Origin of the sequence: Cellvibrio sp. PSBB006 (assembly GCF_002162135.1) — a bacterium.
Classification (GTDB): Bacteria; Pseudomonadota; Gammaproteobacteria; order Pseudomonadales; family Cellvibrionaceae; genus Cellvibrio.
In genome coordinates this window covers 3,698,787-3,721,688 of sequence record NZ_CP021382.1, presented here as the reverse complement: position 1 = coordinate 3,721,688, position 22,902 = coordinate 3,698,787, and the positions used below count along the sequence as shown (strand labels likewise).

General features: G+C 51.3%; 22 protein-coding genes. 13 read left to right on the top strand and 9 right to left on the bottom strand.

Annotated elements, in window-relative coordinates; translation table 11 throughout:
• The first annotated feature begins 147 nt into the window (after window positions 1-147).
• Window positions 148-366: a DUF6316 family protein gene (locus tag CBR65_RS15470; RefSeq protein WP_087467693.1), complete on the top strand. Its 219-nt coding sequence runs from the start codon at window positions 148-150 to the stop codon at window positions 364-366.
• A gap of 103 nt (window positions 367-469) precedes the next feature.
• Here CBR65_RS15470 and hisF read toward each other — a convergent pair whose 3' ends face one another.
• The 4 genes from hisF to hisB form a co-directional block, all read right to left on the bottom strand.
• A complete protein-coding gene (gene hisF, locus CBR65_RS15465; RefSeq protein ID WP_087467692.1) occupies window positions 470-1,243 on the bottom strand; it encodes an imidazole glycerol phosphate synthase subunit HisF in 774 nt (257 codons plus the stop codon).
• 26 nt (window positions 1,244-1,269) lie between these two features.
• A complete protein-coding gene (gene hisA / locus CBR65_RS15460; RefSeq protein WP_087467691.1) occupies window positions 1,270-2,001 on the bottom strand; it encodes a 1-(5-phosphoribosyl)-5-[(5-phosphoribosylamino)methylideneamino]imidazole-4-carboxamide isomerase in 732 nt (243 codons plus the stop codon).
• A 147-nt stretch (window positions 2,002-2,148) separates the two neighbouring features.
• On the bottom strand, window positions 2,149-2,793 hold the full coding sequence (gene hisH / locus CBR65_RS15455) for an imidazole glycerol phosphate synthase subunit HisH (protein ID WP_087467690.1): 645 nt from the start codon (window positions 2,791-2,793) through the stop codon (window positions 2,149-2,151).
• Window positions 2,794-2,887: 94 nt separating this feature from the next.
• On the bottom strand, window positions 2,888-3,481 hold the full coding sequence (gene hisB, locus CBR65_RS15450) for an imidazoleglycerol-phosphate dehydratase HisB (RefSeq protein WP_087467689.1): 594 nt from the start codon (window positions 3,479-3,481) through the stop codon (window positions 2,888-2,890).
• Between the two features lie 204 nt (window positions 3,482-3,685).
• Between hisB and CBR65_RS15445 the strand changes: the two genes are divergently transcribed.
• From CBR65_RS15445 to CBR65_RS15430, 5 genes are all read left to right on the top strand, one after another.
• Window positions 3,686-4,318, top strand: a complete 633-nt coding sequence (locus tag CBR65_RS15445) for a hypothetical protein (protein ID WP_087467688.1) — start codon at window positions 3,686-3,688, stop codon at window positions 4,316-4,318.
• A 162-nt stretch (window positions 4,319-4,480) separates the two neighbouring features.
• Complete coding sequence (locus tag CBR65_RS22590) at window positions 4,481-4,606, top strand: hypothetical protein (RefSeq protein ID WP_255377160.1); 126 nt, start codon at window positions 4,481-4,483, stop codon at window positions 4,604-4,606.
• 131 nt (window positions 4,607-4,737) lie between these two features.
• A complete protein-coding gene (locus CBR65_RS15440) occupies window positions 4,738-6,120 on the top strand; it encodes a glycosyltransferase family 4 protein (protein ID WP_087467687.1) in 1,383 nt (460 codons plus the stop codon).
• Entirely contained in the window at window positions 6,107-6,838 is a 732-nt protein-coding gene (locus CBR65_RS15435; protein WP_087467686.1) for a class I SAM-dependent methyltransferase, read from the top strand. Before CBR65_RS15440 ends, CBR65_RS15435 begins: the two co-directional genes overlap by 14 nt.
• Entirely contained in the window at window positions 6,835-7,902 is a 1,068-nt protein-coding gene (locus CBR65_RS15430) for a prenyltransferase/squalene oxidase repeat-containing protein (protein WP_087467685.1), read from the top strand. Before CBR65_RS15435 ends, CBR65_RS15430 begins: the two co-directional genes overlap by 4 nt.
• Before the next feature lie 177 nt (window positions 7,903-8,079).
• On the opposite strand, the gene CBR65_RS15425 is transcribed toward CBR65_RS15430, so the two are convergent.
• Entirely contained in the window at window positions 8,080-8,571 is a 492-nt protein-coding gene (locus CBR65_RS15425) for a DUF4870 domain-containing protein (RefSeq protein WP_087467684.1), read from the bottom strand.
• A 38-nt stretch (window positions 8,572-8,609) separates the two neighbouring features.
• Window positions 8,610-9,344, bottom strand: a complete 735-nt coding sequence (locus CBR65_RS15420) for a helix-turn-helix transcriptional regulator (protein WP_087467683.1) — start codon at window positions 9,342-9,344, stop codon at window positions 8,610-8,612.
• 137 nt (window positions 9,345-9,481) lie between these two features.
• On the opposite strand from CBR65_RS15420, the gene CBR65_RS15415 reads away from it, so the two are divergent.
• Window positions 9,482-12,949 carry an acyl-[ACP]--phospholipid O-acyltransferase gene (locus CBR65_RS15415; protein ID WP_087467682.1) on the top strand — a complete coding sequence of 1,156 codons (3,468 nt, stop codon included), beginning with the start codon at window positions 9,482-9,484 and terminating at the stop codon, window positions 12,947-12,949.
• A 33-nt stretch (window positions 12,950-12,982) separates the two neighbouring features.
• Here CBR65_RS15415 and CBR65_RS15410 read toward each other — a convergent pair whose 3' ends face one another.
• Window positions 12,983-13,927 carry a LysR family transcriptional regulator gene (locus CBR65_RS15410; RefSeq protein ID WP_087467681.1) on the bottom strand — a complete coding sequence of 315 codons (945 nt, stop codon included), beginning with the start codon at window positions 13,925-13,927 and terminating at the stop codon, window positions 12,983-12,985.
• A gap of 120 nt (window positions 13,928-14,047) precedes the next feature.
• On the opposite strand from CBR65_RS15410, the gene CBR65_RS15405 reads away from it, so the two are divergent.
• From CBR65_RS15405 to CBR65_RS15380, 6 genes are all read left to right on the top strand, one after another.
• Window positions 14,048-14,983 (top strand): sodium-dependent bicarbonate transport family permease, encoded by a 936-nt coding sequence (locus tag CBR65_RS15405; protein ID WP_087467680.1) that lies wholly within the window; start codon window positions 14,048-14,050, stop codon window positions 14,981-14,983.
• Window positions 14,984-15,103: 120 nt separating this feature from the next.
• Window positions 15,104-15,514 (top strand): phosphate-starvation-inducible PsiE family protein, encoded by a 411-nt coding sequence (locus CBR65_RS15400; RefSeq protein WP_232461215.1) that lies wholly within the window; start codon window positions 15,104-15,106, stop codon window positions 15,512-15,514.
• Between the two features lie 108 nt (window positions 15,515-15,622).
• Window positions 15,623-16,117 (top strand): hypothetical protein, encoded by a 495-nt coding sequence (locus tag CBR65_RS15395; RefSeq protein ID WP_157672100.1) that lies wholly within the window; start codon window positions 15,623-15,625, stop codon window positions 16,115-16,117.
• 10 nt (window positions 16,118-16,127) lie between these two features.
• Complete coding sequence (locus CBR65_RS22150; protein WP_157672099.1) at window positions 16,128-16,559, top strand: hypothetical protein; 432 nt, start codon at window positions 16,128-16,130, stop codon at window positions 16,557-16,559.
• Window positions 16,560-16,701: 142 nt separating this feature from the next.
• Window positions 16,702-17,814 carry a glycoside hydrolase family 5 protein gene (locus CBR65_RS15385; protein WP_232461214.1) on the top strand — a complete coding sequence of 371 codons (1,113 nt, stop codon included), beginning with the start codon at window positions 16,702-16,704 and terminating at the stop codon, window positions 17,812-17,814.
• 166 nt (window positions 17,815-17,980) lie between these two features.
• Window positions 17,981-20,326, top strand: coding sequence for a YgiQ family radical SAM protein (locus tag CBR65_RS15380; RefSeq protein ID WP_087467676.1), 2,346 nt, complete (start codon window positions 17,981-17,983; stop codon window positions 20,324-20,326).
• A 106-nt stretch (window positions 20,327-20,432) separates the two neighbouring features.
• Here the strand turns inward: CBR65_RS15380 and CBR65_RS15375 are convergent, their stop codons facing one another.
• Both CBR65_RS15375 and CBR65_RS15370 read right to left on the bottom strand, forming a co-directional pair.
• A complete protein-coding gene (locus tag CBR65_RS15375; RefSeq protein ID WP_087467675.1) occupies window positions 20,433-21,647 on the bottom strand; it encodes an alpha/beta hydrolase in 1,215 nt (404 codons plus the stop codon).
• Between the two features lie 9 nt (window positions 21,648-21,656).
• On the bottom strand, window positions 21,657-22,727 hold the full coding sequence (locus tag CBR65_RS15370; RefSeq protein WP_087467674.1) for a calcium/sodium antiporter: 1,071 nt from the start codon (window positions 22,725-22,727) through the stop codon (window positions 21,657-21,659).
• Window positions 22,728-22,902: the final 175 nt, after the last annotated feature.

Here is a 22,902-nt window from a genome sequence, read left to right as displayed (position 1 = left end):
ATTTTCAGGGACGCAGGTTTATAATCTTTTAGTGGTGATTTTTATCTAAAAGACCTTACTTAATTATCAAGGACGGCCTTGGATGGCTACCACAACTGGCTGTGTATTCAGTCGCATCAAGCCAACAGTAACTACAGGAACCAGACTATGAACAATCGAGCAGGCGAACAAGGCAAGGTCCCCATTCGTAGTGGCCGCTTCTTGAAGAAAGAAGGTTACTGGTACTACAGCACGCGCGAGGGGGTGGATATAGGCCCATTCGACAGCCGTGAGGATGCAGAAGTGGGTGTGGGTGAATTCATTGATTTCATCTGTGCATCCGAGCCAAAGGTCTTGGCGGCGCTTAAACAATACCGCGCCGCGTGATTCGGTAACTCCGCAGTCATTACACAAACATCCTAATAAAAAAGGACGCTTCAAAAGCGTCCTTTTTTATTACCTGCTTTATTACCTGCGTCAAATATCTTTATCAAAGACGTACTTCGATTCCTTTTTCCTGCATATAAGCTTTGGCTTGGGGAACCGTGAATTCGCGGAAGTGGAAGATACTCGCGGCAAGCACAGCGTCAGCGCGGCCCTGCGTAACACCATCCACCAGATGTTGCAGGTTGCCAACACCGCCGGAGGCGATGACCGGCACGGGTACCGCATCGCTGATCGCGCGCGTCACCCCGAGATCAAAACCGTTTTTGGTTCCATCGCGATCCATACTGGTTAACAATATTTCCCCCGCACCGTAGCGCGCCATACGCGCCGCCCACTCCACCGCATCAATACCCGTTGGCTTGCGTCCGCCGTGGGTGAAGATCTCCCAACGCGGTGTTTCACCTTCTGCGCTGACTCGCTTGGCATCAATGGCGACCACGATACATTGCGCACCAAAGCGGTCCGATGCCGCTTTCACAAAATCCGGATTGAACACAGCAGCAGAGTTGATACTGACTTTATCGGCACCGGCATTCAGCATGCGGCGAATATCGTCCACGGTGCGAATACCACCGCCGACGGTGAGCGGAATAAAGACTTCGCTGGCAATTTTTTCTACCGTATGAACCGTGGTATCCCGCTCCTGATGGCTGGCGGTGATGTCGAGAAACGTAATCTCGTCGGCACCTTCCTGGTTGTAGCGCTTGGCAATCTCTACCGGGTCGCCGGCATCGCGGATATCGAGAAACTGCACGCCTTTAACGACGCGACCATTGTCGACGTCGAGGCAGGGAATAATGCGTTTTGCGAGGGGCATGGTTTACCTGTCAAAGATGATTCAGATTAATTGGCATCACACCAGGCTTGTGCTTCGGCCATATTGAGTGTGCCTTCATAAATAGCGCGACCGGTAATAGCGCCGCAGATACCTTGGTGGGCTTCTGCTTTGAGCGCTTTGATGTCGTTCATGTCAGTAATACCACCGGAAGCGATTACCGGAATACTGGATGCCTGGGCCATAGCCACGGTGGCTTGGACGTTAACGCCTTGCATCATGCCATCGCGGGCGATGTCGGTGTAGACAATGCTGCTTACGCCGTCCTGTTCGAAACGTTTGGCCAGTTCGCTGGCCTGGATATTGGACACTTCGGCCCAGCCGTCAGTGGCAACCCAACCGTCTTTGGCGTCGAGGCCGACGATGATATGGCCGGGGAATTGTTTGCACATGTCGGTGACGAATTGCGGTTCTTTTACGGCTTTGGTGCCGATGATGACGTATTGCACTCCGGCCTGGAGGTAGTGCTCGATGGTTTCGGCGCTGCGAATGCCGCCACCGATCTGGATCGGCAGTGTGGGGTAGGCTTTGGCGATAGCGGTGACGACGCCACCGTTAACAGGCTTACCTTCGAAGGCGCCGTTGAGGTCAACGAGGTGGAGGCGGCGGCAGCCTTGGTCGACCCATTGTTTGGCCATGGCGACGGGGTCGTCGGAGAAGACGGTGGAGTCGTCCATGAGGCCTTGGCGGAGTCGGACGCATTGGCCGTCTTTTAAGTCTATGGCGGGAATAATCAGCATTAATCTTTCTCTTTAGTGAAGGGTCCGTCGGCAGTGGAGAGAGATTCCTGAGACGCGCCGTGAACCCTTCCCTGGGGGCTCGGATGCGGCATCCCTGCCGCATACGGTCTCAGGAATCTCTCTCCACTACCGCTACATAAACCGGAGTCAATTCCGGCCATCCCAATGTAAAAAATTCTTTAACAGTTGCAAGCCGGCAGTGTGGCTTTTTTCCGGGTGGAATTGCACGGCGAACAGGTTGTCGCGCGCCAGGGCGGCGTCGAAGCGTACGCCGTAGTCGCAGCTGGCGGCGACCAGCTGGCGGTCCTGGGCGTGCACGTAGTATGAGTGCACAAAGTAAAACCGGCTGGACTGGGGGATGTCGGCCCATAGGGGGTGGGGGTTTTGTTCGACCTGGTTCCAGCCCATGTGGGGGACTTTGAGGGGCACGCCGTCTTGCAGGTGTTCGCCGAAGAATTTGACCTGGCCGGGCAGGATGCCGATGCAGTCTACGCCGTTGTTTTCTTCGCTGTATTCCATGAGTGCTTGCATGCCGACGCAGATGCCGAGTACCGGTTTGCCGGTGGCGATTTGTTCGCGCAGGAGTTGGCCGAAGCCGAGGCGGTTGATTTCGGCCATGCAGTCGCGGATGGCGCCGACACCGGGGAAGATGACGCGGTGGGCGTCGGCGACCTGTGCGGGGGCGTCAGTGACGATGACGCGCATGTCGGGCGCGACGTGGCTGAGCGCGCTGGCAACGGAGTGGAGGTTGCCCATGCCGTAGTCGATGACGGCAACTGTTTGTCTGGTCATAGGTTTAATCAAAAAAATTCGGGTTCAGTGCGGCAGACGTGCCGATTTACTACTGTCAATTACAGCGTTCCTTTACTTGTAAGGTTCCTTTTACTTACAAGGTGCCTTTGGTGGACGGCATCATGCCGGCCATACGCGGGTCGAGTTCCAGCGCCATGCGCAGGGCGCGACCGAAGGCTTTGAATACCGTTTCGATCTGGTGGTGGGCATTGTGGCCGCGCAGGTTGTCGACATGCAGGGTAACGCCGGCATGGTTGACGAAGCCCTGGAAAAATTCCCAGAACAACTCGGTATCGAATTGGCCAATACGCTTTTGGGTAAAGGGAATCTGCATCACCAGACCGGGGCGCCCGGAGAAATCGATCACTACACGCGATAAGGCTTCATCCAGCGGCACATAGGCATGGCCATAACGACGGATGCCTTTTTTATCGCCCACCGCTTTGGCAATGGCTTGGCCAATGGTGATGCCGATGTCTTCTACCGAGTGGTGGTCGTCAATGTGGGTATCGCCGTCGCAGGTGACATCCAGATCGATCATGCCGTGGCGGGCGATCTGGTCCATCATGTGTTCGAGAAAGGGCACCCCGGTGTTGAACACCCCTTTGCCGGCGCCATCCAGATTGAGGCTGACGCTGATTTTGGTTTCGAGGGTGTTGCGGGTAACTTGGGCGATACGGTCAGACATAAATGACTCCAGCATGCGCACACCAACCTGATGACGGCGTGTCGCGACAGATGTGCGCGAATTATATAGATAAGCGCTGCTGAATTCACCGCTGGCGGTTTAATCGGTGTGATTGCCTGCGTGCATCAGCAAAAATCCGTTAAGCTTGGGTACAGGTTTCTCGCACTAGTATCCCGTTCAATAACAGGCGCCAAAGGAGTCCCTATGCCTACACTGTTCCGTTTAGCCCGTCTTGCTTCCCTGCCATTGCTGTTAGCGGCCACACCCGTTCTTGCCCAGGATGTTTACGAAAGCCGCACCTATGGCCCCACCAGTGGCTGGAGCTGGTCGGCCCATGTCGATCACATCAATATCGATGCTGACGCCGCCGCCGAGCAGGGTGTAGAGGATTATTTTACGGCGATCGGCGGTGCTGCCGAGTATTACACCAATGAAAGCGACATGACCTTGTCGATCGGCTTGAGCATCATGTTGTACGAGGATAACGCCGAGTTCAGCCAGTATGTAGAGGACTGGTGGGGCGATGAATACTATGAAAGCTCCGATGCCACTGGCGGCCAGGCATTTATCGAATATGGTCCCAAATATAAGTTCGGCGCCAACGACAGCAGCTTTTTTGTGGTGCGCGGCGGCTTGAGCGGCATCTTCTTTTCCGAACGCAGTATCAGCAGCTGTAACAATTGTTATTCAGAAGATATTGATATCGATGGCGGGCTTTATGGCGTACTGGGCGTAGGCCACAAACTTGGCTATTTCGATATCGGACTGCAATTCCACCAATATTTCACTGGTGACCTCGATAACGGCTTTCGTCTCAAGCTGTCATCTTCTTTCTAGCGGGGCGACCTGCGGGGGAGGCTCATGGACATAAGAATACCCTGCAAGGACGCAGACCTTTAAACCCTTCCATTATCCATCTGTCCAAATGTTGATCCCGATCAATAACCTTAGGGATCAACCGCTCCAGGATACGTTAAACGTCATCAACAGGAGGACATCATGGAAATCGCCGGTATTATTGCGATTGTTTGTTTGGTCGGCAGTTTGGCTCTGCTTGCATTGGGTGGGGCGCTGCTCATCCCTATCGATAATCACCTTCACCCGGACAATTCTCATCATCATTAATTCAGTAAGCCGCGGTGGCTTAAAACCTACCGGTCTGGCCTGCTCGTAGTAGCGCACCTATAATGCCCGCACGCTTTTGATGGGCATACGCATTCAGCGGCGCCCCTTGTTAACGGACGCTGCTGTTACCTATGTCCTACCATCCTGTCACGCACACTGGAACGCCTGCCGATCCGGTATCACTTATCGATACGCAACCCGATTGTAATGGCCTGCGGATCTGTCTGCTGGGTTATCGCAGCCATCCCCATGTCGGAGGACAGGGGATTTATTTGCATTACCTCAGTAAAGCGCTGGTTGACTTGGGTCATCAGGTGGATGTGATCTCCGGCCCGCCCTATCCCGAACTGGATAGTCGGGTGAAATTAATCCGCTTACCCAGCCTTGATTTATACGCCGTTGAAAAACCGTTTCGCGCGCTGCGTTGGCACCACCTGCGTTCGTTTACCGATGTGTATGAATGGTGGAGCAAAATCAGCGGCAGCTTTGCCGAGCCCTATACCTTCGGTCGACGCTTGGTCCGCTACTTCCGTCAGCAGCCGACGCGCTATAACATCATCCATGACAATCAAAGCCTGTGTTACGGATTGTTGAAACTACAACAACAGGGATTGCCGGTCGTGGCCACGGTTCATCATCCGATTACACGCGATCTGGAGCTGGCTTTAGCCTCCGCAAAAAGTCGCGGTCACCGCTGGCTGATCAAACGTTGGTATAACTTTTTACCGATGCAGAAAAAGGTCGTGCAACAACTGCGGCATGTGATTACCGTTTCTGAACAATCGCGATGTGATATCGCAGACGCCTTCGCGCGGTCAATGCATAAAATTCAGGTCATCCCCAACGGCATTGATGTAGACACTTTCAAACCCCTGCTGGATATTCAACGCAATCCCTGGCAATTGATGACGACGGCATCTTCCGATCAACCCTTGAAAGGGCTATCAGTTTTGTTGCGTGCGCTGGCCAGGTTGCGTAAAAAAAATCCCCGGGTATCACTGCTGGTTATCGGAAAATTAAAACCCGATGGCACCACCGAACAGGAACTGCAACAACTGAGTTTATGTGATTGTGTGCAATTTGTTTCCGGCATCTCCGCTGAAGACATGGTTAAACATTACGCTGCCTCGTGCATTGCTGTAGTGCCGTCGCTCTATGAAGGCTTCGGGTTGCCCGCCGGCGAAGCCATGGCGTGCGGCATCCCTCTCGTGTGCAGCGATGGTGGTGCGCTGCCGGAAGTGGTGGGCAATGCCGCACGCCTGGTCAAGGCCGGCGATGTGGAAGATTTATATCAAGCGCTCGATGATTTATTGCAACAACCTGAACAGCGCGCATTGTTAGGCCGACGCGGACGAGAGCACATATTGCAACAGCTAAGCTGGTCGGTGGTTGCGCAACAAATGACGGCTTACTATCGCCAGATGCTGGGCCAACATGCCAGCGCTGAATCGATCACGCCCTTGGCCGATAATCCTTCCACAGCCGTGGTCACGGAAGCCTATGTTAACGATTGATTTTAAATATTTTCCGTTGCAAACCGGCGAGCGCGTGCTGGATATCGGTTGCGGCGAAGGGCGGCATGTTATCAATGCCTATCTACAGGGTGATGTCACGGCTATCGGTATCGATTTAAATCCCGCTGACTTGCGTGTTGCACGCGAGCGCTTCGCACCTTTTGCACAACTGGAAAATCCACAGAAAATTTTTTCCCTGCAAGTTGCAGATGCTACGCGCCTTCCTTTTTTAGATAACAGTTTCGACAAAATTATTTGCAGTGAAGTCCTGGAACATATCCACAATTACGAAGCTGTGCTGGGTGAAATTCGTCGTGTACTAAAACCCCATGGGCTATTGGCAATCAGCGTGCCGCGTTACTGGCCGGAAAAAATTTGCTGGCAACTCAGTCGCGCCTACCATGAAGTAGAAGGCGGTCACATCCGCATTTTTAAAGCAGCGCACTTGCGGCGCGTTGTGGAAACGCACAACATGCAATTTCTCCATCGTCACTGGGCTCATGCGTTGCATTCGCCGTTCTGGTGGCTGAAATGTTTGTTGTGGGATAAACAGGATGACTCACGCCTGATAAAACTCTACCATCGCCTGCTGGTGTGGGACTTGATGCAACGCCCCTGGCTGACCCGCACACTGGAGAAATGCCTGAACCCGCTGCTGGGCAAAAGTGTGGTGATGTATTTTCAACAGCGCGCAACGGACAAGGCGACCGAATCGTGAATGAATTATTGCTGAGCAAAGGATTTTTCCCCGAGTCACTGTTGCGGCCAACTGTGAACTACATCCTGCAAACCCAATTACCCAATGGTTGCATCCCCTGGTTTCCCAACGGCAAGGCAGATCCCTGGGACCATATTGAAGCGACCATGGGACTCACCATCGGCGGAGAATATACCGCAGCACAACGCGCCTACCGGTGGTTAGCCAACGAGCAATTGGCCGACGGCAGTTGGTGGGCCAATTATTACGCCGACCAGCCAGTGGATCGCAACCATCGTGAAACCAATTTTATTGCGTATATTGCTACCGGGCTCTGGCATTATTTTTTAGTCACGGAGGATAAAGCATTTCTGGTTGAACTCTTTCCCTGCGTTGAACGAGCCATTGATTTTGTCCTGCGTTATCAATCTCCCACCGGCGAAATCTATTGGGCCGTAGCGGAAGATGGCTCACCCAAAGAAGACGCGCTGGTTACCGCCTGCGCATCCATCTACAAGAGTCTCGAATGCGCAAATGCCATCGCCGACACCTTGGTTATCGACAAACCTACCTGGCGCAAAGCACAAATCCGACTGGGCAAAACGCTGCGCGAACACCCGGAATGTTTTGACCGCACCTGGGAGAGCAAAGAACGTTTCTCCATGGACTGGTTTTACCCGATCCTTACCGGTGTTATCAGCGGCAAAGCGGCGCAACAGCGCATCGATAAAAAATGGTCTTTATTTGTTGAAAACAATATCGGTTGCCGCTGCGTAAGCGATGAACCCTGGGTAACCGTAGCGGAATCCTGCGAACTGACCCTGGCGTTACTCGCCGCTGGCGACCACGCGCGCGCGCTGCATTTATTCAGTTGGCTGCATCAGTTTATGGATGAAGATGGTGGCTATTGGACGGGCTATAACTTTCGCGACAAAGTCATTTGGCCGAAGGAAAAAACTACCTGGACGGCAGGGGCCATTTTATTGGCGGCGGATGCGTTGATAGAACACACTGGAGCGGCTCATTTATTTACCAAAGCCGTAGAAACTCCAAATACAATCGAAAATAATTTTCTACATAAATAAAAAAACCGTGTTTCCCCAAGTCTAACGCTCGCACAATGCAAGTTTGGCGTTGGGCCTTTTGTTTCGAAACCCTCAAGTCAGGGACGACTTGAGGGAGCTACAGGGATGTATTCATGCGTTTTCGAAACAAAAGGCCCAATGACAAACGACCTACGAAGCACACTCAATGCAAATCCATTATTTAACCACAGGTGTTCTCGGCGTTTCGTTAACCGCCATAAAACGAATCGCCATGGGGTAATTGCGAATCACGCCGTCTTTCGCATTGATTGCGCCCATCACCGTAAAGATGATCGAGCAGACGATCAACGCCAGCAACAGGAAGACGCCCACTACAATCACCATCAAGATGATGCAGCCAATGGTGTAGATAAAGGCACTGATAATCCAGTTAAAAATTACCCGCCCTTGCTGATCAATGTAGTCATCGTCCTTCTTGGTCAGCCACATAATTAAAGGAACTACCCAGCCGAGCACCGGTAAAAAAATACAGCAAAACTGCGAGAAGTGCATGATCATGCTGTAGTTGCGGCTGTCCATATTACTTAAATCAAAAGACTGCACCGGCTTGTCTTCCAATGCCTGGGCTTTGCCCTTCTGGAATTCCTCTTCGGTAATGATCCCTTTTTCCTTCAACTCATTAAGCTTTTCTATTTTTTCGAGATCCATAATGGCTCCTTGTTGTCGAGAGTGAACCGGTCAGCGGTTTACATCCGCCGGTATTTAAACAGTTGTTCGTACTGCCAGTTGCGCAGGGCGAGCACCAGAGTGTAACCCTGTCGTTCGGGCAGCGCCAGACCGGCATCGGCGTTATTCAGTTGATCGAATTCCCGCGCCAATCGTTCAATTTTTTTCTGCAACTCGCCGTTCGATTGCGGCGATAACATGCCGTTGAGTACTACCAGCCGGTGGTCTGGTTTATCGAACTGCGCCTGGAATAATTCTTTCTCGATGGTACTGAGGAAGAACCGCTGGATAGGGCCGTTCTTGCGCCAGCTGAAGTTGGGGGCGACCAATAGTTTGATGCGGTTTTTCGGCAGTAATTCGATGATCTTCAAACGATCCAGTCGCGCCAGCTTCTGCACACATTCGTGCTCGGTAAAGGTGTAATGGCGCAGCATGTCTTCGAGGGTCCAGCGGTTGAGCACACATACGGTGATGATCAGGAAGCCGGGATCACGCACGATTTCTTCTTCCTGTTCTTCACTCAATTCCTGCAAACGCGCCTGTCGTTCCACCATCAACTGCACCAGGTCGGAGATTTCCATGCCCATCATCAGGCATACTTGCTGGATTTGTTGCAGGCTGAAGGTGCGGCTGCTGAACAGGCGTTTGATCGAGGCTTCCGATAGCTCCATCGCCTGAGCGACATCGCGGTATTTGAGGTTGTGGGATTTCAGGGCGGATTTAAGGGTCTCCACCAGGGCATCGACTTGAGCCATAAGAAACTCCAAGGGTATCATTAAACAATACCCTTGAGTCTATACAGCGCAACATGGAATGCAAAGGTCGAAGATAAAAATACAGTCTGGCAGAGTGCAGCTATCCCAAAGCCACACCTTCATAAAAAGGAATACGTATGTCACAGCTCGTCAAGATTCGCGGGTTTATCCCTTACCTGCTGGTGGTTTTCCTCAATGCGTTTGTGGATCTCGGCCACAAGATCGTTATCCAGAATACAGTCTTTAAAGTCTATGACGGACAACAGCAGATTATCCTTACCGCCATTGTCAACGCCCTGATCCTGCTGCCGTTTATCCTGTTGTTTTCTCCCGCCGGTTTTTTCTCTGACCGTTTCCCCAAAAATAAAGTGATGCGCTTCAGCGCCTGGGCGGGGGTAGTCATTACCTTGATGATCACCGCCTGTTATTACGCTGGCTGGTTCTGGGCCGCGTTCGGCCTGACATTTATGCTCGCCATCCAGAGCGCTATCTACAGCCCGGCGAAATACGGTTACATCAAGGAATTGGTTGGCACGGAACGCCTGGCCCATGCCAACGGTGCGGTACAAGCCATTACTATTGTTGGCATTCTCCTGGGTACTTTTGTGTTTTCCGGCTTGTTCGAAATTCTGCTGCTGGAACGCAGCACCGATAACACGACGGTGATATTGGAACGTATTGCGCCGTTGGGTTGGTTGCTGGTGTTGTTGGCCAGCATCGAACTGGTGTTGAGTTATCGGTTGCCCCAACAATCACGCCCCGATGTGCAAAAAATATTCTCCGTTTCACGTTATGTGAAGCTGGATTACCTGCAACAAAATCTGCGTGCGTTGCGCGGCCGCCCGGTCATCTGGTTGTCTATCGTCGGACTCTCTACTTTCTGGGCTATCTCACAAGTTTTGCTCGCCGCCTTTCCCGATTTTGCCGAAACACGCCTGGCCGAAACCAATACCCTGGTGATTCAGGGGCTGCTTGCGTGCAGTGGTTTGGGCATCATGATCGGCGCCGTCCTCGCTGGCCGTTTTTCGCAAAAACATATCGAAACCGGGCTCGTTCCGCTCGGCGCCCTGGGCATTGCCATCACCCTGGCGCTCTTACCCACGCTCGACTCTTACACGGCACTGGCTTTCAATTTTACGGTGCTGGGGATGATGGGTGGCCTGTTTATGATTCCGCTGAATGCGTTAATTCAATACCACGCAAAAGAACAGGAGTTGGGTACCGTACTGGCTGGCAATAACTGGGTGCAGAATGTGACCATGCTCAGCTTCCTGGGCCTCACTGTTGCCTTTGCTTATTTTGGTTTTAACAGCGCGATGCTGCTCGGATTATTAACGCTGGTGGCTGTTGTTGGTACGGGCTATACCGTAAAACAATTACCGCATTCGTTTGTGCGTTTCCTGGTGAGCTTGTTGTTTAAACATCGCTATCGCATTGATGTTTTACATTTCGACAATTTGCCGGCGCGCGGCGGTGTATTGCTGCTGGGCAATCACATCAGCTGGATTGATTGGGCACTGGTACAGATCGCGTGCCCACGGCCGGTGCGTTTTGTGATGCAACGGGAGATTTACAACCGCTGGTACCTGAAACCCTTGCTGAGTCGTTTGGGCATGATTCCGATTTCCTCCGGCAACAGCAAAGAAGCGCTTGGCCGTGTTAATGAATTGCTGCGCAACGGCGAAGTGGTTTGTTTATTTCCGGAAGGTGCCATCAGTCGCAATGGTCATTTAGGAAAATTTCATTCCGGTTATGAACGCACGGTCGAAGGTGTAGAGAATGCCGTGATCGTACCCTTTTATTTACGTGGATTATGGGGTAGCGCCTTCTCACGTTCAGCTGGCAAATTGCGCGATGAAACCTCATTACTGGATCGCAGTCTCGGTAATCGTCGCGATATCATTGTTGCCTTTGGCAAATCATTACCACTCACCACCAAAACCGCTGAACTCAAACAAAAAGTCTTCGAACTTTCTGTGGATGCCTGGGAAGAACACACGCACAACCTGGACCCGCTGGCCTTAACCTGGCTGAAGACCGCCAAGCGCAATCGTCTGCAACATTTTATGGTTGATGGCGAAGGCACAACCTTCAATTATGGACGCACTCTCGCAGCCACACTGGCCTTTGCTAAAGCGATGCGCGGTTATACCAACGACGCGAACGTTGGCTTGGTACTACCCGCTTCCAGCGCAAGCCTGATCAGCAACATGGCCGTATTGCTCAACGGTCAAACCACCGTAAATATCAACTACACCAGTAGCGTCAGCGCCGTGCAGGCAAGTTTGCGCACAGCCGCTATCAAGACCGTGTTTACCTCGCGTCGTTTTATGACAAAGCTGGAGCAACGTGGCATAGCCATCGAGACCATGCTGACGGATGTACAGATTGTTTTTCTTGAAGATGTGAAAGCTGCATTAAGCAAATGGGATTTGCTGCGCGCTATGTTGTTCTCATTATTACCTGCGGACATCATTTATTGGCTGTTGGGAAGGCAGCGTAAACTGGATGATCCGGCGGCGATTTTATTCAGTAGCGGCAGCGAAGGTACACCAAAAGGTATCGTATTGAGCCATCGCAACATCATCGCCAACTGCAAACAAATCAGTGATGTATTGGATACCCGCAAAAGCGATGTCTTTATGAATTCGCTGCCTCCATTCCACTCATTCGGTTTAACCGTCACCACCATGATGCCGATGCTTGAAGGTATCCCTGTCGTCTGTCACCCCGACCCGACCGACGTTGTCGGTATCGCCAAAGCCATCGCCCGTTACCGCGCTACCGTGTTGTGTGGTACTGCCACCTTCCTGCGCCTGTATACTCGCAACAGCAAAGTTGAACCACTGATGCTCGATTCACTGCGCATCGTCGTCGCCGGTGCGGAAAAGTTACAGGAACGGGTGCGCAGTGAATTTGAAATGAAATTCAGTAAAAAAATCTTTGAAGGTTACGGCACTACTGAAACAACGCCGGTTATCAGCGTTAACATTCCTGACATGCTGGATACCGTTTATTGGAAACTGCAAAAAGGCAACCAACCCGGCACCGTCGGCATGCCATTACCGGGTAGCAGTATTCGCATCGTCGATCCGGATACGCTTGAAACCTTGCCTCAGGGTGAAGATGGTTTGATCCTGGTTTCCGGCACGCAATTGATGCTCGGCTACTTGAATGACGATGAAAAAACGGCCCAGGCTATCGTCACCCTCGACAACCGTCGCTGGTACAAAACCGGCGATAAAGGTCATCTCGATGAAGATGGTTTTCTCACCATCGTCGACCGCTATTCACGCTTCGCCAAGATCGGCGGCGAGATGATCAGTCTCGGTGCTGTTGAAGAGAAAGCGCGGGATATTTTCGATAATCCCGATATTGAATTAGCCGCCGTTGCGTTGAGCGATGAGAAAAAAGGGGAGCGCATTATTCTTTGCGTTACCGGCAACTCTACTGACACAACGCCTGCTGAACTGCGTCAACAACTGCTTAACGGCGGCATGGAAGGTTTGATGCTACCGGCAGAGATTCAGGTGATGCCAGAGTTGCCAAAACTCGGCACCGGAAAGATGGATTACAAAGCGCTGTTACAGCAATTACTGGCGTAAGCCTTGACGCTAATCGGTAGGGACCGGTTAGCGTCATGACAAGATCAGCTTTGCAATCTCGTTCTGAACATACTTTTCTTCCACCCACTCATTTAAATGGTCATTCATGAATTTCAGGAACTGGTTTGCCGCTGCCGGAAGACGTTTATCACCGCTCCTTACCACATACCAATGACTGAGCAACGGAAAACCTTTTACATTCACAACGGCCAGGTTTGCATTAGCCTGCGCCAGAGTATGCTCAGAAAGAACCGCCAGACCCAAGCCTGTTTCCACACTCAGGCGAATCGCTTCATTGCTTTCAATTTGCAGGGTTTTTGTCAGCTGGATATTGTGGTCACGCAACCAGGTCTCGGTCACCATGCGCGTTGCGCTGCCGGGCTCGCGCATCAAAAAACGTTCGTTGATTAACGCCGCAATATCCACCTCGTCCCGCCGTGCGGCCCAGTGAGTGACAGGGGCGATCATCACCAGCGGATTACGCAAAAACCTCCCGCTTATCACGTTGTTGCCTGTCGGCGGGTGGCTGAACAGATATAAATCATCCCGTTGATTATCAAACCGTTTAACAATCGTCTCACGGTTTCCGATATTCAGTGTAACGTCCACACCCGGGTATTGTTGCGCATAAGGACTGAGCAAACGCGGCACAACATATTTGGCAGTCGTGACAATACCCAGACTGAAATGCCCTCGGTTGCCCTGCTCCGCATCATTGAGAAAAAGCTTGAAGTCATCAAAACGGGTCAGCGCATCCAATGCCGCGCGGTATAGCTCTTTCCCAACCAGGGTTGGTTTGTACAAACCCTCTCGGTTCTCAAGCAGCGGATGACCCACGGCTTCGGTTAACCGTTTTATCTGGAGGGAAACGGTTGGCTGGGTCAGGTGTAAATCCATCGCCGCCTGGGATATGGAGCCTGTCCGGATGACGGCCACGTACACCTGCAGCAAGCGAAAGGTCAGATGGCGAACATTCATGTGCCATTCCTATATAGATGATCATAAATGTATACCATCATAGACATTAATTATCTTTTATGAAAAGAGCACCTCATACTGCGGCCACGAAATAGAGCACGAACTCAGAAGGGGATGGCTATGCCGGATATTGTGGTTGCGTTTTTCCTGTTAGGTATTCTTGCCGGGCTGGCAAAATCAGATCTTGTGGTGCCGAAAGCGGCTTATGACACGCTCAGCATTCTGTTGATGCTGACCTTGGGCATCAAGGGCGGGCTGGCATTGCACGGGCAGGTGAGCTGGGAGTTAGCCGCGGAAGCGGTCGTGGTCATTTTGATAGGCGCTGCAATTCCGCTCGCGCTTTATCCCTTACTGCGCAAGGCAGTAAAACTCAGCGAAGCCAACAGCGCAGGTGTGGCGGCCCATTATGGTTCAGCCAGCGCCGGCACATTTGCGGTCGCTCTCGCGTTTGCAGAAAGCCAGGGGCTGACTATCTCCCCGCAGACCACGCTTTATCTGGTTCTTCTGGAGCTGCCTGCGATTGTCGTAGCCATCATGCTCTATCAACGTATTCACGGTGGCGAAGGCAGTGCGGCAGCCGTATGGCACGAAGCGCTGACGAGCCGGGGCGTGTTATTGCTCGCCGGTGGGGTGTTGATCGGGTATAGCTACGGCCCGCAGGGCAGCGCCGATATCGCTCCACTTTTTCTTGGCGCTTTCAAAGCACTGCTCGCCCTATTTTTGCTGGAGATGGGTCTGTGCGCATCCAAGCACCTGTACCCCTTGCCTCTTCACCACTGGCGCCTGATCAGTTTTGCGCTTATTGCTCCTGTCTTTCTGGCCATGTTGGGTCTGGCTGTGGGTGTGCTTCTCGACATGCCGCTGGGCAGCACACTTATCCTTAGCTCTCTGGTTGCGAGTGCTTCCTACATTGCAGCACCTGCCGCGATACGCAGCGCAATAAAAGAAGCCGATGTAGGCATCGCCATTTTTGCCTCACTAGGTATCACTTTTCCTTTTAATGTATTGATAGGTATACCGCTGTATTACGAAATGCTGGTGTGGGTGACGGGTTAACAGTAAGGCTGCGTTATGCAGGTAATTGGGTGACGTCTCCGGATTGATTTTTTAACTACTGCAACATCTGCTGAAAGGGGCATCAATATGCACGGGGAAGATTCCAGGCTGACCAGAACCATGAGTTTGATCATCCGCTACGTTGCCAAAACTACAGCGGTCATCATGGTGTTTGTGATTATCTGGGGCGTTGCGGATATCGTTTATGTGCTTTATCAACGACTCAAAGAGCCACCTTTTCTGTTGCTTGAAATCAACGATATCCTGGCAACCTTCGGTGCATTTATGGCCGTTCTTATCGCCATCGAGATCTATCACAACCTGGTGCTCTACGTGCAGGACAATCATAACTCGCGCCTGGCCGTAGAGATTGTACTCGCGACGGCGCTTATGGCGGCGGCCAGGAAAGTGATCGTGTTCGATTACAACGAAATGGCATACCACTATGTTTACGCGACCGGTGCAGTCATCCTGGCGCTGTCGATTGCTTACTATTACATCGTCGTTGTTTCACAAAAGCATGCCAAATAACAGTGATCGCCTCAGCCAGGTTTGTTAAAAGTTAATTTTATAAGATTTACACTCATTGGCAGCTACACACTGCTAGAGAAGCATCCGGCATTAATATTGGACGAGGACATGATCTCAGAAGAAACTGAGAAAACAGTTCGCGAAAACTTAACTTCCGCCACAGTTGATAAAGCATACATTGATATCCTGCTGAAGGCTGCGGAAAAGTTTGGCAAGGGTGCAGAGGATTTTGTGATCAATAACGATTTACTGGATTTTCAGATAACACCTGACACGCAAAAGAAATTGTTCAAGATAAGTTATAACCATGAAAGCCAAGAGGTTAAACGAATTTGTGAAAAGAAGGATGTAGAAAAGCTTTACGGAAAAACTGACTGGGATAAACTAAATTCCTATATCAAAGACATACTAATTGATTTGAAGTTTCGTGGTGACTATACCTCTTCAGCAAGACAGATCATACAGAAGAGCGTGGCTGACAATGATATCGTCACCTTTAAGAAAAAAATCAAAGACGAAAGCCACTGGAAAAACGTACCCAGCGATAGATTCAAGCGCAGGGTTTCTTTTATTGACAAAGCACCCTTGCCCGCTTCGAAATAGAGCCAATATCATGAAGAAACTACCCAGGCTATCCACATTCATTTTCTTATTTTCTTGCTGTATTTCTTGTTCAGCCGACACAGCAAACAAACAACCTGTTATTCCACTTTCGGTAGATCATGTTGAAACACACCGTGTTGGCGAGCATTTGGTAAGGGTTATTCAGCACAATATGGAACTGCTTCCACAGATTGATCTGGAGCTATTGTCTGTTCCAACGGTATCTTTGATAGATAGTATCGCTATCGATAGTATTCAATTGGACGGGAAAGAACGACGTTTTTCAGATTCGTCCGGTGTCTTTATTGAAGGTATCAACATCGAGAACAACAGTATCCAGATCAAGCTGGATTACTATTTTTCAGACGAGGATGCAGCCATAGTCAGCTGCTCTGTGCGTATCACAGATACCTTTCAATCCCCTGAGTGCTCAAAGGAATAGCCTCCAATTCCCTTGCCAATATAGCAATCCTGGCGGCATACCAGCCAGGATCGTTAAAAAATGTAAGTCACGGTGCAGCCTTGCAGCTGAACTCCTACACTCCCAGCCCTCATACCAATAACAATTCGCGAGGAGAAAGTGCATGTGTTCCCGTTCATTTTTATCTATTAAAAATTTAATCGCCTTACTCGGCGTGATGCTGGCTGTGCAGGTGTTCGCGCAGGCGGAAGATCCGGTGGCCAGTGATCGCAAGACGTATGAAAAAATCGGGCGTTTTGACGTAAGTCAGCTGAAAAACAAGCAGGATATTATCCGCGTGAAGGGCCATCAATTTGTCGATGCGCAAGGCAAGGTGTTTGTGTTTCGCGGTGTAAGCGTGGCCGATCCGGATAAGTTGGTGAAAGATAAACAATGGAAAGCCAGTCTGTTTGCGGAGTTAAAAAATTGGGGAGCCAACACCGTGCGCTTGCCGATTCATCCACGCGCCTGGCGCGAGCGCGGACAGGATGAATATCTCAAACTGATCGACCAAGCGGTAATCTGGGCGAACCAGCACCAGCTGTATCTGATCCTCGATTGGCATTCCATCGGTTTCCTCGCGTCCGGCAACTATCAGCACCCGATGTATTACACCGACAAACAGGAAACCTTCCGTTTCTGGCACGACATCGCCTACCGTTATCAAGGCGTGCCAACCACAGCGGTGTATGAATTATTTAACGAACCGACAACCTTGCAAGATCCTTGGGGTAAAACCGAGTGGGCGGAATGGAAAGCACTGAATGAACAGATGATCGATATCATTTATGCCATTGATAAAGATGTTATTCCGTTGGTCGCGGGCTTTAACTGGGCCTATGACCTGACGCCCATCGCCGATGCGCCTGTTGATCGTCCGGGCGTGGCTTACGCGTCCCATCCTTATCCGCAAAAAGAGCAACCCACCCCGCCCACCAAAGAAAATTTCTTTAAAGCCTGGGATGCGAAGTGGGGCTTTGCCAGCAAGAAATATCCGTTGATTTGCACTGAACTGGGTTGGGTGCAGCCCGACGGCTACGGTGCGCATGTGCCGGTGAAAAATGATGGCAGTTACGGGCCGCAAATTATTGAGTTTATGGAAGCGCGCGGCATCTCCTGGACGGCCTGGGTATTTGATCCGCAGTGGTCGCCGACCATGATCAATGACTGGTCGTTTACGCCGTCGGAGCAGGGGGCGTTTTTTAAGAAGGTGATGCAGGAAAAGGCGGGAAAGTAATCAGCAGCTTTTGTCGGGTTACGCTGCGCTAATCCGATCTACGGGTCGGGGAGCGAAGCGGTAATTGGTTATTTTTAGTGCTGTTTACTGATGGGCTATTCTGAGACAATAGCGGGCAATTTTTTGGGGCTGCAACGGCAGCCCTGTGGTTAATTTCCGGGTTCTTATGAATAGCTTCGCCAAAAATCTCTTCTCTTATGCTCGCCCTGCCGGGGCTGCCTACCAGCCTGCGCCGTTTTTGCCCATGTCCCGCGCCGAGATGGATGCGCTGGGCTGGGATAGCTGCGACATTATCATCGTGTGTGGCGATGCCTATGTGGATCATCCCAGTTTCGGTATGGCGGTGATCGGGCGTTTTCTGGAGTCACAGGGTTTTCGCGTCGGCATCATTGCGCAGCCGGATTGGCGCAGCGCCGAACCGTTTAAGGCATTAGGCAAACCGAACCTGTTCTTCGGCGTCAGTGCCGGCAATATGGATTCCATGATTAACCGCTACACCGCCGATTTGCGGCTGCGTTCGGATGATGCTTACACACCCGGCGGCCAAGGCGGTAAACGCCCGGATCGCGCCGTAACGGTATACAGCCAGCGCTGCAAAGAAGCCTACAAAGATGTACCCATCGTACTCGGCGGTATCGAAGCCAGCTTACGGCGTATTGCGCAGTACGATTACTGGAGCAACGAAGTGCGTCGCTCGGTATTGATCGATGCTACGGCGGATATTTTGTTGTACGGCAATGCCGAGCGCGCCATCGCGGAAATTGCCCATGAGCTTGCCGCGGGAAAAAATATTAAAGAACTGGACAGCATTCGCGGCACCGTCATTATAAAAAAAGAAGCGCCGGGCGGCTGGACGGAAATTGATTCTTCGCGTATCGATTGGCCGGGCAATATCGATAAATTACCCAACCCCTACGAGTACCAACACAACAACAAATCCGTCGTGGATGCTGCGCAAGCGGATATCAACAACTCGCAAGTTGGCCTCCGCCAATTAGATCCGGAAAAAATGTCTGCGCAGATTGCGCAACTGAATCCTGATAATGCGCTAACCACCCAGGGCTGCCCTGCACAGGGTGAGATGTCCAGTATTAACCCCGACGAACCGCAACCGATTCGCATTATTCCGATGCCGCTGCAAAGTCGCAGCGAAATTCCTGACGAAGAGAAGGTGTATATCCGCCTGCCGTCGTTTGATAAGGTGCGCAAAGATTCCGTGCTTTATGCACATGCATCGCGCGTACTGCACCAAGAAGCCAACCCGTTTAACGCGCGGCCTTTGATTCAGAAACATGAGAATCGTGAAGTTTGGGTAAACCCGCCGCCGATTCCATTGGAAACAGACGAGCTGGATGGTGTGTTTGATTTGCCTTATCAGCGCGTGCCGCACCCCGCCTATGGCAAACAAAAAATTCCCGCGTACGACATGATTAAAACCTCGGTGAATATCATGCGCGGTTGTTTTGGTGGCTGTACATTTTGTTCGATTACCGAACACGAAGGACGCATTATCCAGAGCCGCTCACAGGAATCCATCCTGCGAGAGATCGAAGATATTCGCGAAAAAGTGCCGGGCTTTACCGGTCATATCTCGGATCTCGGCGGGCCTACTGCCAACATGTATCGCCTGACGTGCAAGGATATGCCGACGCTGAGCAAATGCCGACGCTTGTCCTGTGTGTACCCGACGATTTGTAAAAATTTAACCACCGATCACAAGCACACCACCGCACTCTATCGCGCTGCGCGGCAGGTAAAAGGGGTTAAACGTATTTCGATTGCGTCGGGCCTGCGTTACGACCTGGCGGTACAAGACCCGGAATATGTGAAGGAATTGGTAACACATCATGTGGGTGGTTATTTAAAGATTGCGCCTGAGCATACCGAAGAAGGTCCGCTGGCGCAGATGATGAAACCCAAGATGAGCAGCTACTACGAATTCAAACGGTTGTTCGATAAATTTTCCAAGGAAGCGGGTAAAGAACAATTTTTGATTCCTTATTTTATTGCGGCGCACCCCGGCACCACCGATGAAGATATGCTCAACATGGCGCTGTGGTTGAAGAGGAATAATTTTGAAGTGGATCAGGTGCAGACGTTTTATCCATCGCCCATGTCGCTGGCGACGGCGATGTATGTATCAGAACGCAACCCGCTGAAAAAGCTGACTTACAAAAGCAAAAAAATCAGTATTCCTCGCGGGCTGGATCAACGTCGTTTACACAAGGCTCTGTTGCGTTATCACGACCCGGCTAACTGGCCGGTTATTCGCGAGTTGCTCGTTAAAATGCGCAAAAATAATTTAATCGGGTCCGGCGTTGGCGCATTGATTCCCGCCGAGAATGCATCACCGACCGGTGCGCGCGCCAATCCTCGCGGCAAATCCAGACCACACAAAGCAGCAAAAGCTTTTGGCGATAAGTTCGAAAGCGCGAAGAAATTTAACGCTGGCTTCAAAGGAAAGAGCAAACCCACCACAAAATTTGCTAAACCAAAAACCCCAAAAAAATAACCCCGTAGATCGCGTTAGACGCCTGCAAGGCATCGTAATCCGACAAAAAACTCGCCAAATAATTGCGGTGCGAAATATTCATGATGGGTATCGGATTACGCTGGCGCTAATCCGACCTACGGTGTGTTTCGTAGCAATGGCGGAGGAACTTTTCGATGGCGGTGATGGTGTATTCGGTGCGCACGCTGTGGAATAAATCGAAGCCGTGTTCTGCGCCGTCCAATTCTGTATAGACCACTGGCGCGAGCGATGTCTGGCGCAGCTCCTCAACAAATTCGCGCGCATCTTCAACAAAGACCAGGCTGTCAGTAGTGCCGTGAATCACAAACACCGGCGGCGCATTTTTAATAATCTGGTGACGTGGTGAGGCGATACGCAAAATGTCCGGTGTAGCCGGCATAATTTTTTTCTGCAAAAAACGGCCAACCATTCCTGACCAGGTGTGGGAATCTTCGGTGAGATCGTACACGCCATAAAGCGATACCACCGCTTGCACGCGGGTGTCAGCCGTTGCGTCCCATTGAAACTCCTCATGGCCGGCAGTCAACGCCGCGAGCATGGCCAGATGTGCGCCGGCGGATTCACCGGCTAAGGCAATAAATTGCGGATCGCCGCCGTACTCAGCGATATGTTGCTTCACCCAGGCGATGACGGTTTTTACATCCTGCAAGCAATGGGGATAGGGATGATGCGGCGCAAGCCGATAATTAATATCCACACACAGCCAATCATGTTGCGCAAGGAAATGCAGCAAAGGTTGCGCCTGCTGATGTTTGTGGCCAAGCATCCATCCACCGCCGTGCACCTGGATTAGCACCGGTCTTGGTGTGGCTATATTCTGAGTTGCGGAATTCCGGGTTGCGGGGCGATAAATATCCAATTGCTGACGCGGATGCGGACCGTATGCAATGTCACGCAAGTGCTCAACACCCTGCCGATGATAATAAAATGGATTGAGCCAGTGCCGCCACTGGATGACCGACGGCGCGATAACGTCTGACTCATCCAGTTCGGGTAAATTCTCACGCAGCGCATTGCGCAGGGATTTATCGGCGTGAAAGGTTTTGCAATGCAAATCGTACCAGCCCCACAATGTCAGCGCTGACAGAAGCAATGCCATAACATTTTCAGCAGAAAAGGGATCGACAAAAAACAGCAGGAAAAAAATAACAACGGATTGAAGCAGCGCCGCCGCCCAGGGTAATTCACTGGGCAGCAGGCTGAGGAAAAACCAGATGATTCTGATTATGCCGTTGCGAGGAGAACGATAACGGGCTATCAGCAACAGTAACAACATCACAATGCTGAAGCTTAGTAACATACCTCTTCCTTAACCTCGTAAGCGCCGCTGGCGAATATCGTGGATAAATGCAATCACCACGTAAAGCACAACGATCGGCAAGAGCCCGTAGATAATACCGCTTTGCAAAGTATTTAAATAAGGTTGCGACAGTGCCATAGCAACCAGGTACCAAACATATGCCACGTAAAGCGCAAGAAATAATAAACCTTCAACACGATGCAGGATGGAGCCGATAAAAAACAAGGGTACACACAAAATCGCCACACCAACCATTACCGGGATATCGATATTAGCCAATTGTTCACCCGCGAGTAGCGGCGTCGGTGACACCAGACCCGATAAGCCCAACACGCACAGAATGTTAAAAATATTACTGCCTACCACGTTGCCCACTGCAATATCGCGCTGGCCTTTGATGGTGGCAACCACCGATGTGACCACCTCAGGCAGGGAAGTTCCCGCCGCCACAATCGTTAAACCAATCACCGCTTCGTTTACACCCCAGGCAGTGGCAATCTCGACTGCGCTTTGCACTAACCAACGCGCGCCCCACACCAGCAGCGCCAAACCGCCGACAACCATCAGAACATTTTTCCAGGTCGGTACCGGTGTTTTCAGCATTTCTTCCACTTCTTCATCAGAAACATCTGCGCCTTGTTTTTTGCCCTGAAAAAATAAAAAGGCGGTGTAGCCAAATAAACCCAAAGCCAATATAGCCGCTTCAAGTTTGTTGATATTGCCGTTGAGCGTCATGAGCAAGGCCACCACGGACACTACAACCATGATGGGTACATCCTGGCGAATTAATTGTTTGGAAATAATCAGCGGCGAAACAACCGCCGCAACACCGAGGATAAACAGTACGTTAAAAATATTACTGCCTACCGCATTGGCAATGGCCAGCTCTGCCTGACCGGAAAACGCGGCTTTAACGCTGACAGCCAATTCCGGCGCACTGGTACCGAAGGCTACCACGGTCAAACCGATCACCAGACTGGGCACGCCGAAGTTGGCGGCGAGCCGCGCGGCGCCTTTAACCAATAAGTCTGCACCAATGACCAACAACACCAAACCGGCACCCAACAATAACCACGTCATGCTTGAAACTCCGATGAAAAAGATGGGCGCTAATGTAGCGAATTTGGTGATGGGAATATAGCGGGGGGTGTTTTTATTTTTTGGGCGGGAGGAGAAGGGTTTGGTGGCTGTGTCGGATTACACCACGTTGTGGCTAATTCGACCTAGGGTGCGACGGTGTATCCAGGTAGGTCGG

What these genes read in the sequence shown, in the direction of transcription:
- CBR65_RS15385 (WP_232461214.1), top strand. Translation starts at nt 16,702, where the DNA reads ATGTGTTCCCGTTCATTTTTATCTATTAAAAATTTAATCGCCTTACTC.
- hisB (WP_087467689.1), bottom strand. Translation starts at nt 3,481, where the DNA reads ATGTCTGACCGTATCGCCCAAGTTACCCGCAACACCCTCGAAACCAAA.
- CBR65_RS15445 (WP_087467688.1), top strand. Translation starts at nt 3,686, where the DNA reads ATGCCTACACTGTTCCGTTTAGCCCGTCTTGCTTCCCTGCCATTGCTG.
- CBR65_RS15440 (WP_087467687.1), top strand. Translation starts at nt 4,738, where the DNA reads ATGTCCTACCATCCTGTCACGCACACTGGAACGCCTGCCGATCCGGTA.
- CBR65_RS22150 (WP_157672099.1), top strand. Translation starts at nt 16,128, where the DNA reads ATGAAGAAACTACCCAGGCTATCCACATTCATTTTCTTATTTTCTTGC.
- CBR65_RS15425 (WP_087467684.1), bottom strand. Translation starts at nt 8,571, where the DNA reads ATGGATCTCGAAAAAATAGAAAAGCTTAATGAGTTGAAGGAAAAAGGG.
- hisA (WP_087467691.1), bottom strand. Translation starts at nt 2,001, where the DNA reads ATGCTGATTATTCCCGCCATAGACTTAAAAGACGGCCAATGCGTCCGA.
- hisH (WP_087467690.1), bottom strand. Translation starts at nt 2,793, where the DNA reads ATGACCAGACAAACAGTTGCCGTCATCGACTACGGCATGGGCAACCTC.
- CBR65_RS15435 (WP_087467686.1), top strand. Translation starts at nt 6,107, where the DNA reads ATGTTAACGATTGATTTTAAATATTTTCCGTTGCAAACCGGCGAGCGC.
- CBR65_RS15410 (WP_087467681.1), bottom strand. Translation starts at nt 13,927, where the DNA reads ATGAATGTTCGCCATCTGACCTTTCGCTTGCTGCAGGTGTACGTGGCC.
- CBR65_RS15395 (WP_157672100.1), top strand. Translation starts at nt 15,623, where the DNA reads ATGATCTCAGAAGAAACTGAGAAAACAGTTCGCGAAAACTTAACTTCC.
- CBR65_RS15420 (WP_087467683.1), bottom strand. Translation starts at nt 9,344, where the DNA reads ATGGCTCAAGTCGATGCCCTGGTGGAGACCCTTAAATCCGCCCTGAAA.
- CBR65_RS22590 (WP_255377160.1), top strand. Translation starts at nt 4,481, where the DNA reads ATGGAAATCGCCGGTATTATTGCGATTGTTTGTTTGGTCGGCAGTTTG.
- CBR65_RS15375 (WP_087467675.1), bottom strand. Translation starts at nt 21,647, where the DNA reads ATGTTACTAAGCTTCAGCATTGTGATGTTGTTACTGTTGCTGATAGCC.
- CBR65_RS15415 (WP_087467682.1), top strand. Translation starts at nt 9,482, where the DNA reads ATGTCACAGCTCGTCAAGATTCGCGGGTTTATCCCTTACCTGCTGGTG.
- CBR65_RS15370 (WP_087467674.1), bottom strand. Translation starts at nt 22,727, where the DNA reads ATGACGTGGTTATTGTTGGGTGCCGGTTTGGTGTTGTTGGTCATTGGT.
- CBR65_RS15470 (WP_087467693.1), top strand. Translation starts at nt 148, where the DNA reads ATGAACAATCGAGCAGGCGAACAAGGCAAGGTCCCCATTCGTAGTGGC.
- CBR65_RS15405 (WP_087467680.1), top strand. Translation starts at nt 14,048, where the DNA reads ATGCCGGATATTGTGGTTGCGTTTTTCCTGTTAGGTATTCTTGCCGGG.
- CBR65_RS15380 (WP_087467676.1), top strand. Translation starts at nt 17,981, where the DNA reads ATGAATAGCTTCGCCAAAAATCTCTTCTCTTATGCTCGCCCTGCCGGG.
- hisF (WP_087467692.1), bottom strand. Translation starts at nt 1,243, where the DNA reads ATGCCCCTCGCAAAACGCATTATTCCCTGCCTCGACGTCGACAATGGT.
- CBR65_RS15400 (WP_232461215.1), top strand. Translation starts at nt 15,104, where the DNA reads ATGAGTTTGATCATCCGCTACGTTGCCAAAACTACAGCGGTCATCATG.